Annotated in this window: 13 protein-coding genes; 11 read left to right on the top strand and 2 right to left on the bottom strand. The window is 70.0% G+C overall.

Annotated elements, in window-relative coordinates; translation table 11 throughout:
- Positions 1-211 precede the first annotated feature (211 nt).
- The 4 genes from EW117_RS21740 to EW117_RS21755 all read left to right on the top strand — a co-directional run bounded on the left by EW117_RS21740 (position 212) and on the right by EW117_RS21755 (position 5,230).
- Positions 212-1,135 carry a carbohydrate ABC transporter permease gene (locus tag EW117_RS21740; RefSeq protein WP_129788783.1) on the top strand — a complete coding sequence of 308 codons (924 nt, stop codon included), beginning with the start codon at positions 212-214 and terminating at the stop codon, positions 1,133-1,135.
- Positions 1,128-2,078 (top strand): carbohydrate ABC transporter permease, encoded by a 951-nt coding sequence (locus EW117_RS21745; RefSeq protein WP_207211986.1) that lies wholly within the window; start codon positions 1,128-1,130, stop codon positions 2,076-2,078. Before EW117_RS21740 ends, EW117_RS21745 begins: the two co-directional genes overlap by 8 nt.
- 60 nt (positions 2,079-2,138) lie before the next feature.
- Positions 2,139-3,488 carry an ABC transporter substrate-binding protein gene (locus EW117_RS21750; protein WP_129788784.1) on the top strand — a complete coding sequence of 450 codons (1,350 nt, stop codon included), beginning with the start codon at positions 2,139-2,141 and terminating at the stop codon, positions 3,486-3,488.
- Positions 3,489-3,631: 143 nt separating this feature from the next.
- Positions 3,632-5,230: a UxaA family hydrolase gene (locus tag EW117_RS21755; RefSeq protein WP_422891409.1), complete on the top strand. Its 1,599-nt coding sequence runs from the start codon at positions 3,632-3,634 to the stop codon at positions 5,228-5,230.
- A gap of 112 nt (positions 5,231-5,342) precedes the next feature.
- On the opposite strand, the gene EW117_RS21760 is transcribed toward EW117_RS21755, so the two are convergent.
- The gene (locus EW117_RS21760; protein WP_129788786.1) at positions 5,343-5,588 is read right to left on the bottom strand and encodes a GyrI-like domain-containing protein; all 246 of its coding nucleotides are present in this window, start codon (positions 5,586-5,588) and stop codon (positions 5,343-5,345) included.
- A gap of 190 nt (positions 5,589-5,778) precedes the next feature.
- Here EW117_RS21760 and EW117_RS21765 point away from each other — a divergent pair, with 190 nt between their 5' ends.
- The 3 genes from EW117_RS21765 (at position 5,779) to EW117_RS21775 (ending at position 9,270) form a co-directional block, all read left to right on the top strand.
- A complete protein-coding gene (locus EW117_RS21765; RefSeq protein ID WP_129788787.1) occupies positions 5,779-6,693 on the top strand; it encodes a glycoside hydrolase family 19 protein in 915 nt (304 codons plus the stop codon).
- 134 nt (positions 6,694-6,827) lie between these two features.
- The gene (locus EW117_RS21770; protein ID WP_129788788.1) at positions 6,828-7,883 is read left to right on the top strand and encodes an aldo/keto reductase; all 1,056 of its coding nucleotides are present in this window, start codon (positions 6,828-6,830) and stop codon (positions 7,881-7,883) included.
- 151 nt (positions 7,884-8,034) lie between these two features.
- A complete protein-coding gene (locus EW117_RS21775) occupies positions 8,035-9,270 on the top strand; it encodes an NAD(P)/FAD-dependent oxidoreductase (RefSeq protein ID WP_129788789.1) in 1,236 nt (411 codons plus the stop codon).
- 9 nt (positions 9,271-9,279) lie between these two features.
- On the opposite strand, the gene EW117_RS21780 is transcribed toward EW117_RS21775, so the two are convergent.
- Complete coding sequence (locus tag EW117_RS21780; protein WP_165362809.1) at positions 9,280-10,032, bottom strand: TetR/AcrR family transcriptional regulator; 753 nt, start codon at positions 10,030-10,032, stop codon at positions 9,280-9,282.
- Positions 10,033-10,137: 105 nt separating this feature from the next.
- On the opposite strand from EW117_RS21780, the gene EW117_RS21785 reads away from it, so the two are divergent.
- The 4 genes from EW117_RS21785 to EW117_RS21800 are packed head-to-tail and all read left to right on the top strand — an operon-like array spanning position 10,138 to position 13,096.
- Positions 10,138-10,632, top strand: coding sequence for a nitroreductase family deazaflavin-dependent oxidoreductase (locus tag EW117_RS21785; RefSeq protein WP_129788790.1), 495 nt, complete (start codon positions 10,138-10,140; stop codon positions 10,630-10,632).
- Positions 10,629-11,600, top strand: a complete 972-nt coding sequence (locus EW117_RS21790; RefSeq protein ID WP_129788791.1) for an NAD(P)-dependent alcohol dehydrogenase — start codon at positions 10,629-10,631, stop codon at positions 11,598-11,600. The genes EW117_RS21785 and EW117_RS21790 overlap by 4 nt, the downstream gene beginning before the upstream one ends.
- Positions 11,601-11,626: 26 nt before the next feature.
- Positions 11,627-12,295 (top strand): ThuA domain-containing protein, encoded by a 669-nt coding sequence (locus tag EW117_RS21795; RefSeq protein WP_129788792.1) that lies wholly within the window; start codon positions 11,627-11,629, stop codon positions 12,293-12,295.
- 57 nt (positions 12,296-12,352) lie between these two features.
- Entirely contained in the window at positions 12,353-13,096 is a 744-nt protein-coding gene (locus EW117_RS21800; RefSeq protein WP_129788793.1) for a VOC family protein, read from the top strand.
- Positions 13,097-13,247: the final 151 nt, after the last annotated feature.

The following is a 13,247-nucleotide window of genomic DNA, read 5'->3' on the forward strand; positions in this document are numbered from 1 at the left end:
CGCGGGCTGGGCCGGTACCGGTTTCCCGATGCGACCGTACACCATGGGAAACCGGTTCCTCGTGTGGTACGTTCCTCCACCAGAGACCGGTTTCTCACCGAGATGACCGGGGATCGACGACGATCCGGAGGACAAACGCGATGCGCCACCCGAACCGCGAGCCCGGACCTTGGCGGTCCGAGCCCCCGCCCGCCACCGCGGGGGTGAACCCATGTCAGTGATCCAAGAGCTCTCCCGCAGCAGACGGAGCGCCAGCCCACGCAAGAAGGGCGACGGGCGCTGGGCGCTGTTCTTCCTCGCGCCGTGGTTCGCGGGGCTCGCGCTCATCACGGCCGGACCCATGGGCGCTTCGCTGTACCTTTCCTTCACGGACTACGACCTGCTCTCGGCGCCCCAGTGGGTGGGCCTCGAGAACTACACGCGGATGTTCGAGGACCCGCGGCTCCTCAAGTCCCTGGGCGTCACGTTCACCTACGTGTTCGTGTCCGTGCCGCTGCAGCTCGCCGCGGCCCTGGGCCTGGCGTTGCTGCTCGACAAGGGCATGCGCGGGCTCGCCCTGTACCGCTCGGTGTACTACCTGCCCTCGCTGCTCGGCGGCTCGGTGGCCATCGCGATCCTGTGGCGTCAGATCTTCGGCGCGGACGGCCTGGTCAACCAGGTCTTGGCGCTCTTCGGCGTACAGGGCCAGGGCTGGGTGTCGCACCCGGACTACGCGCTCGACACCCTCATGGCGCTCAACGTCTGGACGTTCGGCGCGCCGATGGTGATCTTCCTGGCGGGCCTCCGGCAGATCCCGCAGATGTACTACGAGGCGGCCTCGATCGACGGCGCCTCCCGGTGGCGGCAGTTCCGGAGCATCACGGTGCCGCTGCTGACGCCGATCATCTTCTTCAACCTCGTCCTGCAGCTCATCGAGGCGTTCCAGTCCTTCACCAGGGCGTTCGTCGTGAGCGGCGGTAACGGCGGCCCGTCCGACTCGACGCTGCTCTACACGCTGTACCTCTACCTCAAGGGGTTCGGCTCGCTCGACATGGGCTACGCGTCGGCGATGGCCTGGTTCCTGCTGCTGATCATCGGCGGCATGACGGTAGTCAACTTCCTCGCCTCCAAGTACTGGGTCTTCTACGATGACTGACGCCTCCACGCCCACCCGGACCGCGACGTCGACCGCGGTGCTGCCGCCGTCCGGCAGCGACCGGCCGCCGCCCGAGGACCGCCGTCCGATCGTCCGGCCACGCGGCCGGCACCTGCGAGCACGGATCGGCAGCGTGCTGAAGCACGCGGGCCTGATCGCCTTCGGGTTCGTGATGCTGTACCCGCTGCTCTGGATGCTGGCGAGCTCGTTCAAGCCGAACGCGCTGATCTTCCGCGAGCCCGGGCTCATCCCCACCGACATCGACCTGTCCAACTACACGGACGGGTGGAACGCCCTGCTGCACCCGTTCAGCCACTACCTGATCAACTCCGCGCTCGTGGTGCTCGGGTCGCTGCTCGGCAACCTGCTGTCCTGCTCCCTGGCGGCCTACGCGTTCGCGCGGCTGGAGTTCAAGGGCAAGCGGCTGTGGTTCGCGGTCATGCTGATGTCGATCATGCTGCCGATCCACGTGGTGATCGTGCCGCAGTACGTGCTGTTCTCCCAGCTCGAGTGGATCAACACGTTCCTGCCGCTGATCGTGCCGAAGCTGCTGGCCACGGACGCGTTCTTCATCTTCCTGATGGTCCAGTTCTTCCGGGGGATCCCGCGCGAGCTGGACGAGGCCGCGACCCTCGACGGCGCCAACCACCTGCGCATCTACCTGCAGATCATGTTGCCGCTGTCGATGCCGGCCCTCGCCACCACGGCGATCTTCACGTTCATCTGGACGTGGAACGACTTCTTCAGCCAGCTGATCTTCCTCACCCGGCCCGAGATGTACACCGTGCCGATTGCCCTGCGCACGTTCGTCGACTCCACGGGGAACAGCTCGTGGGGATCGCTGTTCGCGATGTCGATCGTGTCGCTGATACCCGTCTTCATCGCCTTCCTGTTCGGACAGAAGTACCTGGTCAAGGGCATTGCGACCACCGGAATCAAGTAGCAGTCCCGGAGCTCTGCCCGAGATGCGACAACGACGTCAACGTCACCGAAGGAGAAACACATGAGCACCACCGGCAACGGAATACCCAGGAGGCGCGGCAAGCGCCTCGCCGCCTCGGCCGCGGGTATCGCGGCCGTGGCGCTGACCCTCGCAGCGTGCGGGGGCGGCGACTCAGGCATCGGCGGGGGTGGCGACGAGCCGCCCCCCGCCGCGGAGGAGTGCCCCTGCGAGATCCGCTTCTCGTGGTGGGGCTCCGACACCCGCCACGCGTCGACGCAGGAGATCATCGAGGCGTTCGAGGCGGAGAACCCGGACATCACCGTGGTCCCCGACTTCACCGACTGGGACGGCTACTGGGACAAGCTCGCGACCTCGGTGGCCGCCGGCGACACCCCCGACGTCATCACCATGGAGGAGCGCTACATCTCCGACTACGCGACCAAGAGCGTGCTCGCCGACCTGGGTTCGCTGGAGATCGACACGTCGAAGGTGGACGACGGCGTCCTGGCCGGTGGCCAGATCGACGGGACGCAGTACGGCATCCCGACCGGCATCAACGCCTACGCGCTCGTCGCCGACCCGGAGCTCTTCGCCGACGCCGGCGTCGACGTGCCGGACGACACCACCTGGACGTGGGAGGACTACGTCGCCACGGCGAACGCCGTCTCGGAGGGTGCGGGCGACGACGTCTGGGGCACGCAGGACTACGGCTTCAACGAGGCCGGCCTCAACGTGATGGCGCGGCAGCGTGGCGAGTCCCTGTTCACGCCCGAGGGTGAGCTCGGGGTCTCCGAGGAGACCATCGCCGACTTCTTCCAGGTCTCGCTCGACCTGATGGAGGGCGGCGGGCAGCCCGACGCCGCACGCACTGTCGAGTACCAGGCGGCCGGTCCCGAGGGCGGTCTGCTCGGCACCAACCAGGGCGCGATGGGCGTCTGGTGGACCAACCAGCTCGGTGCGCTGAGCGAGTCATCCGGCCACGAGCTGGAGCTGCTGCGCCTGCCCGGCGAGACCGAGGGCGAGCGCACCGGCATGTACTACAAGCCGGCCATGTTCTACTCGGCCTCCGCGGACACCGAGTACCCGCAGGCTGCCGCGAAGTTCGTCGACTTCATGCTGAACTCGCAGGAGGCAGCGGAGATCATGCTGACCGACCGCGGTCTGCCGGCGAACACCGAGGTGCGTGAGGCGGTCCTGGGCGACCTGCCGCCCACGGAACAGAAGGTGGCCGAGTTCATGGCGGACATCGAGGACGAGATCGTCGACACGCCGCCGGTCCCGCCGCACGGCTCGGCCGAGCTCGCCGACATCATGGAGCGCATCAACACCGAGGTGCTCTTCGAGCGGATCACACCGGAAGAGGCGGCGACCCAGCTCATCGAAGAGGTCAACGCGGCCATAGCCGGCTGACCCCCCTCAGGTTGCCGAGGTAGAACTGTGGCGAGGTAGAACTGTAGCGAGGTAGAACTCCAGTTCCGCTGGGGTTCTACCTCGCCACAGTTCTACCTCGGCAGATCGGTAGGATGAAACGGTTCATACAGAGAGGTGTCGACGTGTCCCAGGTCGATCTGCTCGTCCTGCGCGAGGGGGACGACGTCGCCGTCGCGACCCGCGACCTGAGCCCGGGCGACGAGGTCTCCGCCTCCGGGACGGCCCCGGTCGCCGTCGGGCAGCCGGTGCCGCGGGGGCACAAGATCGCGCTCAAGGACGTGCCCGCAGGCGCGGAGGTGCACAAGTACGGGCAGGTCATCGGGGTTGCGACCGCGGACATCGCCCGGGGCGATCACGTGCACGCGCACAACCTCGGGTTCGAGGAGGGCGCGCGCGAGGCGCCGCTGGGCGGCACCCACACGGAGCTCCCGGTGCCCGACGGTGCCCGCCCCACGTTTCGTGGTTATCGCCGGGCCGATGGCAGGGTCGGCACCCGCAACTTCGTGGCGATCTTGACCAGCGTGAACTGCTCGGCCTCGACGGCCAAGATGATCGCCGACCAGTTCCGCGGCGCCGTCCTGGACGAGTTCGAGAATGTCGACGGCGTCATCGCGCTCACCCACACCTCGGGCTGCGGCTTGGTCCCGGACTCCGAGGGCGGGCAGATCCTGCTGCGCACTCTGCGCGGGTACGCCGCCCACCCGAACGTGGCCGGCCTTCTGGTGCTGGGGCTGGGCTGCGAGATGGTTCCGGGCGCGGCGTTGTCGGCCCGTTCGGGCCAGGTCGCCGACCTGGGCATGCCCGGGATCGGCGCCCCCGACGACGCGAAGCAAGGGCTGCTGGCCGCCATCCCCGACGACACGGTCGTGCGCTCGCTGACGATCCAGGAGGCCGGCGGCGTACGGGCCTCGGTGCGCGCGGGCGTGGCCGCCGTCCGCGAGATGCTGCCGCTGGTGAACGCCCGCGAGCGGGTCGAGTGCGACGTGTCGGAGCTGGTGCTCGCGCTGAACTGCGGCGGTTCGGACGGCTACTCCGGCATCACGGCCAATCCCGCGCTGGGCTGGGCCTCGGACCGCCTGGTCGCCTACGGCGCGACCTCCGTGCTGGCCGAGACGCCCGAGGTGTACGGCGCGGAGCACCTGCTCACCGCCCGGGCGACGTCGCCGGGCGTCGCCAAGAAACTGCTGGACCGTATCGACTGGTGGCGCGGCTACGTCGCGGCGGGCGGCGGCACGCTGGACAACAACCCGTCGCCGGGCAACAAGGCCGGCGGGCTCACGACCATCCTGGAGAAGTCGCTCGGGGCGGTCGCCAAGGGCGGGCAGGCCGACCTCGGCGCCGTCTACGAGTACGCCGAGGCGATCACGGAGCGCGGGTTCGCCTTCATGGACACCCCGGGCTACGACCCGGTGTCCGTGACGGGCCTGGTCGCGGGCGGCGCGAACGTCGTCGTGTTCACCACCGGGCGCGGCTCGGTCTTCGGGTGCCGCCCGACGCCGTCCATCAAGGTGGCGACCAACACCCCGATGTACTCGGTGATGTCCGAGGACATGGACATCAACGCGGGCGTCGTCGTGGACGGCACCGCCACGGTCGCCGAGGTGGGCCTGCAGATCTTCGACCGGATCCTCGCGGTCGCATCGGGGGAGCAGACGGTGAGCGAGGAGCTGGAGATCGGTGCCGAGGAGTTCATCCCCTGGCACATGGGCGCTGTCACCTGACTCCTTGGTTGTGAGCGCGATCGTTGCGCCTAAACCGGGCACGTAGTCGCAACGATCACGGCCACAACCAAGGGGTTACGCGCGGGTGACCGGCTGCTGGAGCTCGGTGGCCCTAGTCGGCCTGGTCCTCTCGTTCGGCCCGGACATACAGCTCGCGGCCGGCGCCCGACGGCGTGAGCCCGCGCTCCGTCGCCTCGGTCATCAGGGCCATCCAGCTCCGTGAGATGCCCTCCATGGGTCCCAGGTGGACGGCGCATGCGGCGAGCGGCTCGGCGGGCAGCCCGACGATCTCGATACCAGGCAGCGGCTCGCCGTCGTACGCGAATCCGTAGGTGACGGTGACGCCGTCCTCGCCCATGTCGTCTGGGCGATCGGGACCTCCAGCATCCCCCGAAGGCGGCGGGGATCTTCTCCGTGGCGCGACAGGTGACCTGTACGGGTTGTTCGTGTGGGAATCCCTCACTCCCGCTCGGCGACCGCTTGCTAGGTTCCTGAACAAATCGGCCGTCGACCGCGACGGCCAAGGACCCGAAGCGAGGTGGTTCCCCGTGAGATCTCGTCGCGCACCGCTACTGATCGCGGCTCTCGTGGCCGCGCTCCTGACCACAGGCGCCGCCGTCGTCGTGCCCGCGGCCCAGGCCGCGGTGGCCAGCTGCAGCGCGCCCGCCTGGAGCAGCAGCGCCGTCTACGTCGGCGGCAACCAGGTCACCCATGCCGGCGCCGCCTGGCGCGCCAAGTGGTGGACCCAGGGTGAGACGCCCGGCACCACCGGCGAGTGGGGCGTGTGGGAGCGCACCGGCACCTGCGACGGCGGCGATCCGCCGACCGATCCGCCCGGCACCGACGACTTCCCGGTCAGCCAGGCGCAGTTCAACCAGTTCTTCCCGAACCGGAACTCGTTCTACACCTACTCCGGGCTCGTCGCCGCGCTCAGCGCGTACCCCGGCTTCGCCAACAGCGGCAGCGAGACCGTCCAGAAGCGCGAGGCCGCGGCGTTCCTCGCCAACGTCTCGCACGAGACCGGCGGTCTGGTCCACATCGTCGAGCAGAACACCGCGAACTACCCGCACTACTGCGACACGTCCCAGCCCTACGGCTGCCCGGCGGGCAACGACCAGTACTACGGCCGCGGCCCCATCCAGCTCAGCTGGAACTTCAACTACAAGGCCGCGGGGGACGCCCTCGGCATCGACCTGCTGCGCAACCCGCGCCTCGTGCAGACCGACTCGGCGATCGCCTGGAAGACCGGGCTCTGGTACTGGAACACCCAGAACGGGCCGGGCACCATGACGCCGCACGCGGCGATCGTGAACGGCCGCGGCTTCGGCGAGACGATCCGCTCCATCAACGGCAGCATCGAGTGCAACGGCGGCAACCCCGCCCAGGTACAGAGCCGCATCGACACCTACCTCCGCTTCACCAGCGCGCTGAGCGTAGACCCGGGCGGCAACCTCAGCTGCTGACCCACCCCACCGACGTGGGCTGACGTCATCGAGCACAGCACTTGCTGCCAGAGGGCGGCCGATCTGGCAGCAAGTGCTGCGCTCGAATATGGGCTCGGGCGAGGTGAGGGCCGGCGCCGTGCCACCATGGCCGCATGCCTCTCGCACCCCGGTATCTCGCAGCTGAGGACCGCTACGACACCATGACCTACCGCCGCACCGGCCGTTCCGGCCTGGACCTCCCCGCGCTGTCGCTGGGGCTCTGGCACAACTTCGGCGACACCAGCCCGTTCGAGACGCAGCGCGCCATCTTGCGCCGGGCGCTCGACCTGGGTGTGACGCACTTCGACCTGGCGAACAACTACGGCCCGCCGTACGGCTCCGCGGAGGAGAACTTCGGCCGGCACCTCGCGGCCGACCTGAAGCCGTACCGCGACGAGCTGATCCTCTCGACCAAGGCCGGCTACGACATGTGGCCCGGCCCGTACGGCGACCACGGTTCGCGCAAGTACCTCATGGCGTCCCTGAACCAGTCGCTCACCCGGATGGGGGTCGACTACGTCGACGTCTTCTACCACCACCGGCCGGACCCCTCGACGCCGCTCGAGGAGACCATGGGCGCACTCGCGTCGGCGGTCCAGCAGGGCAAGGCCCTGTACGTCGGCGTCTCCAACTACTCGCCCGTGCGCACGCGCCAGGCCGCCATGATTCTCGCCGACCTGGGCGTCCCGCTGCTCATCCACCAGCCGTCCTACTCCATGCTCAACCGGCACATCGAGAACCCGGCTCACGAGGACGCGTACGACGGCGCGCAGACCGAGTCGCTGCTCGACGTCGTCGGTGAGCTCGGTGTGGGGACCATCGTGTTCTCCCCGCTGCAGCAGGGCCTGCTGACCAGCAAGTACCTCACGGGCGCTGCGCCCGAGGGCTCCCGGGCCGCGCGCCCCGACTCGCCGTTCCTCTCGTCCGGCGCGCTCACCGAGGACTACCTCGGCCGCGCCAAGGCGCTGAACGAGATCGCCGTCGGCCGCGGCCAGACGCTCGCGCAGCTCGCGCTCGCCTGGGTGCTGCGGGACGAGCGGGTGACGTCGGCCCTGATCGGTGCGTCGTCGGTGGCGCAGCTCGAGGACAACGTCGCGGCGCTCGCGGCGGGTCCGCTGAGCGACGACGAGGTCGCCGCGATCGAGCCGTTCGCGCAGCCGCTCGGCTGAGCCGGACAACCAGGAAATCCACACCACACGTTCCACCGCACTTCACGGAGCCGTTGCGCCGAATCGACCCGGCGGGCGGACGATAGGAGCATCCACCGCTCGACGGGGAGGGGTACTGGGAGGTACAGCCCTGACGAGAAGGAGCACGAGCGTGCGCGAGACGAAGACCACGATCGTCGTGGGGGCCGGCATGGTCGGCCTCGCGACCGCCTGGCACCTGCAAGAACGTGGCGTGGAAGTGACGGTCCTCGACCGGGACGGCGTCGCGGCCGGCGCGTCCTGGGGCAACGCCGGCTGGCTCACCCCGGGCATGGCGATGCCGCTGGCCGATCCGTCGCTCTGGACCTATGGCCCGAAGGCGATGCTCGATCCCGACGCCACCCTCAGCGTCCCGTTCCGGTTCGACCGGGCGCTCTGGGGCTTCGTCGCCCGGTTCATGACGCACGCGACTCCGGGCGCGTGGCGGCGCGCGATGGCCGACCTCACGCCGATCGACCGGATGGCGCTCGAGGCGTACGACGAGCTCGAGGCCGGCGGCGTGCACGCGACGTCGCACCCCAGCCGTTGGGTGATCGGGTTCGAGCGGGAGCGCGAGTCGGTCCCGTTCGTGCACGAGCTGCGCGGTGTGGCCAAGGCGGGCCAGGAGGTCCGCCTCTCACGGGTGCCCGACGGCGTCCGCGTGCCGCACCTCTCCCACGCCGTCCGGTCGACCTGGACGCTGGAGGGGCAGCGGTACATCGAGCCGGGCCCGTACGTGCAGGCGCTCGCGACGTCGGTCAGCGCGCGCGGTGCGAAGCTGCTGACGGACGCCCGGGTCACGGAGATCCGGCCTGTGCCGGCCGGCGTCGAGGTCACCGTCCATGGCCACGACACGATGACCGCCGACGCCGTGGTGATCGCCACCGGCGCGTGGCTCCCGGGCCTGGCGCGTCAGTTCGGTGTGCGGACCCGGGTGCAGGCGGGGCGGGGCTACTCGTTCAGCGTGCCCGTCCAGGGTCCGCCGATCGACCACCCCGTCTACTTCCCGGCCCGCCGCGTGGCCTGCACGCCCTACCAGGGTCGGCTGCGCGTCGCCGGGACCATGGAGTTCCGCGGGCCGGACGAGCCGTTCCAGCCCGGCCGCATCCGGGCGATCGTGAACTCCGTCCGGGACCTCTTCGAGGACGTTGACCTGGATTCCCGGGAGGACGAGTGGGTAGGCTCCCGGCCGGTGACGCCGGACGGGCTGCCGCTCGTGGGCCGGACCACCGCCCCCGGCGTCTACGTGGCCGGTGGCCACGGCATGTGGGGCATGGTGCTCGGCCCGGCGACCGGCCGCGCGCTGGCGGGCCTGGTCACGACGGGGCTGACGCCGTCGGAGATCCGGCCCTTCGACCCGTTGCGCTGATCCGGGCGATCAGCGCTTCTCTCGCTCGGCCAACCGGTCGAGCCCGTCGAGGAGGATGTCGAGGCCGAACTCGAACTCGGTCTGGTCGTCGCACCAGCCGAGGGTTGATCCCGGTTCCTCGTGGCTGATCTCGGCCAGCATCTCGACCATGTGGGGTACCTCGTCGGCCATCTGCGTGAGCATCGCGGTGGCGGCGTCGTCGGCGCCCTCCTGGGCGGCGCCGCCGGCCGCCGAGCCTGCCGCCGCGCCGTCGGGCTCGAAGAGCTCCTGCGAGAAGCCGAGCGCACGGCTGCCCAGGGCGTGCATGGCGTGGTGGACCAGGTCGTACGAGAGGCCGCCGTGCCGCATCAGCCCGAGGAGCGAGTCGTAGTACCGAACGATGTGCAGGCTGAACGAGGTGCGGGACTCCAGGACGGTCGTCGCCCAGGGATGGCGGAGCAGCACGGAGCGGGCCGTGAGGATCTGCCGGCGCATGGCGGGCTTCCAGGCGGACGGGGGCGCGTCGTCGGCCAGGGGCTCCAGCTCGCCGACGGCCTCCTGGATCTCTGCCGCGACCACGTCGACCACGCCGTCCAGCAGGTCTTCCTTGTTGGCGACGTGGTGGTAGAGCGACATCGCCTCGATTCCGAGCTCGCGGGCCAGGCTGCGCATCGTGAGTGCGCCGAGGCCGTCTCGGTCGGCCAGTGCGACCGCCGATTCGAGCACCCGGGCGCGCGTCAGGGCTGTTCGTGGCGCCGTGCCTGCCGTCCGGGGTGAAGTCATGATGTCGCGATCTTACGTCGGCCAATCGCTTGACGGGTCGAAGCCTCGGCCCTACCTTACGTCGTAAGACTTACGTCGTAAGTCTCCATCGGAAGGCAGGACGTCATGTGGGTCTGGATTCTGTGGGTCGTCGCGGGGCTCTTGGCTCTGGGACTCGTCTGGTTCGTAGCGCTCGTGGTGACCATGCGCACCAAGAACCAGCGCGGGCTTGCCATCATCCGTCGCCTCAACCGGGTCACCAATCGCGCGGCGATGCGTGACGCCGGAGAATCCGGCTCGTCCACTGCGGTGATCAGGCACGTCGGGCGCAGGTCGGGGACGCCGTACGCGACCCCGGTCGGGGTCTATCCGAAGGGCGACGACTTCCTCGTCTACCTCCCGTACGGACCCGGTGTGGACTGGCTGCGGAACGTGCGTGCGGCGGGTTCAGCCGAGTTGCGGGTCGACGGGCGGACGCACCGCGTTGTCCCGCAGATCGTGGGCCCCGACGAGGCGCTGCCCGACCTTTCCGCGCGGGACCGCCTGGTAGCGCGTCTCTTCGGTGTCACCGACTTCCTCGTGCTGGAGCGTGCACCGGTCGTCTCGGGCGGCGCCTCGTGAGGGCTGTCGTGCGGGACGCGTACGGTCCGGTGGACATCCTGCGGGTTGCCACGGTCGAACCGCCGGTTCCTGGTCCGGGCGAGGTGATCGTCCGGGTCAGAGCCGCCTCGCTGAACATGGCGGACCTCGATCACCTGCTGGGCCGCCCCCGCGCCTCCCGCGTCTTTACAGGCTTGTTCCGGCCTACCAACCGTGGGGTCGGGGTCGACGTCGCCGGGACTGTCGAGGCGCTCGGCCCGGACGCGACCGGGTTCCAGCCGGGCGACCGGGTGTGGGCCGACCTGTTCGACTCCGGGCACGGTGCGCTCGCGGACCAGGTGCGCGTCGCGGCGTCGGCCCTGACGCCGCTCCCCGACCGCGTCTCGTTCGACGACGCCGCTACCGCACCGCACTCCGGGACGCTCGCCCTGCAGGGCCTGGGCGCCGTCGGGCCGATCCGGCCGGGCGAGCGCGTACTGATCAACGGGGCGGGCGGCTGCGTGGGGCCGTTCGCGGTGCAGATCGCGAAGGCCCGAGGCGCTGAGGTCACGGCCGTCGACCACGGCGACAAGCTCGACTTCCTCCGGGAGCTGGGCGCGGACCACGTCATCGACTACACCCGCGAGGACGTCACACGACGTGACCGCAGGTTCGACGCCGTCGTCGACATCGCCGACACCCGGTCCGTGCTGGCGTTCCGCCGCTGCCTGGCTCCGGGCGGCCGGTACGTGCCGATCGTGCGGGGGATCGGCTCCCTGGCGGAAAAGGCGCTGCTCGGCCCGCTGATCGGCGGGCTGACCGGGACGAGGATGCGCGCCTTCTTATGGACCCCGAACCAGCGGCGCGACCTGGACGAGCTGGGCGGGTTGATCGTCTCCGGCGCGGTCCGTCCGCGGATCGACCGGCGTTACGGGCTCGGCGACGCGGTAGAGGCGTTCCGCCGGTTGGAGTCCGGTGCGGCCCGCGGAAAGGTGCTGGTGATTCCGTAGCGCGACCGCCGTGGCAGGATCGCACCGTGACGACGACGCGCATCCTCATCCTTGCCGGCCGCGGGCGTTACGAGGACCCCTGGCACGACCACGCGGCGACGTCGCATGTGGTCGCAGGCATCCTTGGTGACCTGGGCGAAGTCGAAGTGCGCGGGCTCTTCCGTGACGCGCTCGACGACCTCGACTCGGTCGGCCTCCTGGTGGTCAACGGCGGCTCGGGCCGCCGCGACCCTGACTTCGATGGTTCCGACGACGACTGGCTCGGCTTCCACGCCCGGCTGGCGGACTGGGCGCGGGCCGGGGGCGCGGTGCTCGGCCTGCACCAGGCCGCGAACACGTTCTACGACGCACCTGACTGGTCCGAGGTGCTCGGCGGCCGCTGGGTGCCGGGCGAGTCCATGCACCCACCGATCGGCCCGGCGCGGTTCGAGCTGGCGCAGAGCCACCCGGTCACGGAGGGCCTCGACGCGGTCGACACCTTCGACGAGAGGTACTGCCGACTGCGGGTGGCGCCCGGCGCGCGGGTCCTCGGCACCACCCTGGACGACGACGGCGCCGCGCAGCCTGTCCTGTGGGTCAACGACGCCCACGGTGGCCGCAGCGTGTACTCGGCGCTGGGCCACGACGTCCGCTCGTTCGCCTCGGAGGGGCACCAGGAGCTGCTGCGTCGATCGGCGTCCTGGCTGCTGTCGTAACGCGTCGTCAACGCCGGTCTTGACCTCAACTGTCGTTGAGGTTGTTGGCTGGGCCGCATGGAGATCATGAGCGTCGACACCGTGACCCGCTCGACGGCGGAGACCGCCGCGTACTACGAGACCGTCCTCGGGCTCTCGGTGCGCAAGGAGATCGGGGCCGTCGAGGTCACGGTCGGCCGGTCGGTCATCCGATTCCGGGAGGACCCGGACACGACGGGCGACCAGCACTGCGCCTTCCTCATCGACGACGACCGGTTCGACGCCGCTCGCGCCTTTCTCGAGGCGGGCCCCGGACTGCTGGGCGACGGCGACCGCACCGAGTTCGAGGCGCAGGCCGCCTGGAACGCCCGGTCGCTGTACTTCCCGGGGCCGGACCGATCGGTCCTGGAAGTGATCGCGCGCCGTGATCTCCCCCGAAACCTGGGTGCCGGGCACGTGACGGGGGCGAAGGCCTCAAGCCCGCACGTGCCCGGCACCCAGCTCGTCCCGTTCGGTCCTGGCGACCTGCTCTCCGTGAGCGAGGTCGGCATCGCGGTGCCCGACGTCGTCGCCACCGCCGACCGCCTCACCGAAGCCGGCATCGGCCGCTATCCGGCCGGGTCCGCGACGTTCAGCCCGACCGGGCACATCGACGGCATGCTCATCCTGGTCAGCCCGGGCCGCACGTGGTTCCCGACGTCGGACCGTGTGGTGGGCGAGCCGCCCGTCACGGTGATCGCGCAGGCTGGCGCGGCGAGCCGCGGCGTCGTGCCCGGGCAATACGAGCTCGCGCCGGGCCGCATAATCGTCGTCCGGCCGTAGTTCACACCGGTAGGAATATGGTTGTGACCATGTCGGTGACACAAGAGGCGGAACAGGCGATCGCTGAGTGGTGCGACTCAGGAGACGCCGAAGTCTGGGACCTCGCCGAGGCTGTTGGGCTTGAGGCTGACGAGGCTCTGTCGACGTAACT

Source organism: Promicromonospora panici (assembly GCF_900608595.1).
GTDB lineage: Bacteria > Actinomycetota > Actinomycetes > Actinomycetales > Cellulomonadaceae > Promicromonospora > Promicromonospora panici.

Excerpts from the sequence above, each read along its gene's own strand:
- EW117_RS21750 (WP_129788784.1), top strand. The coding sequence starts at position 2,139 with ATGAGCACCACCGGCAACGGAATACCCAGGAGGCGCGGCAAGCGCCTC.
- EW117_RS21760 (WP_129788786.1), bottom strand. The coding sequence starts at position 5,588 with ATGGGCGAGGACGGCGTCACCGTCACCTACGGATTCGCGTACGACGGC.
- EW117_RS21780 (WP_165362809.1), bottom strand. The coding sequence starts at position 10,032 with ATGACTTCACCCCGGACGGCAGGCACGGCGCCACGAACAGCCCTGACG.
- EW117_RS21770 (WP_129788788.1), top strand. The coding sequence starts at position 6,828 with ATGCCTCTCGCACCCCGGTATCTCGCAGCTGAGGACCGCTACGACACC.
- EW117_RS21745 (WP_207211986.1), top strand. The coding sequence starts at position 1,128 with ATGACTGACGCCTCCACGCCCACCCGGACCGCGACGTCGACCGCGGTG.
- EW117_RS21785 (WP_129788790.1), top strand. The coding sequence starts at position 10,138 with ATGTGGGTCTGGATTCTGTGGGTCGTCGCGGGGCTCTTGGCTCTGGGA.
- EW117_RS21740 (WP_129788783.1), top strand. The coding sequence starts at position 212 with ATGTCAGTGATCCAAGAGCTCTCCCGCAGCAGACGGAGCGCCAGCCCA.
- EW117_RS21800 (WP_129788793.1), top strand. The coding sequence starts at position 12,353 with ATGGAGATCATGAGCGTCGACACCGTGACCCGCTCGACGGCGGAGACC.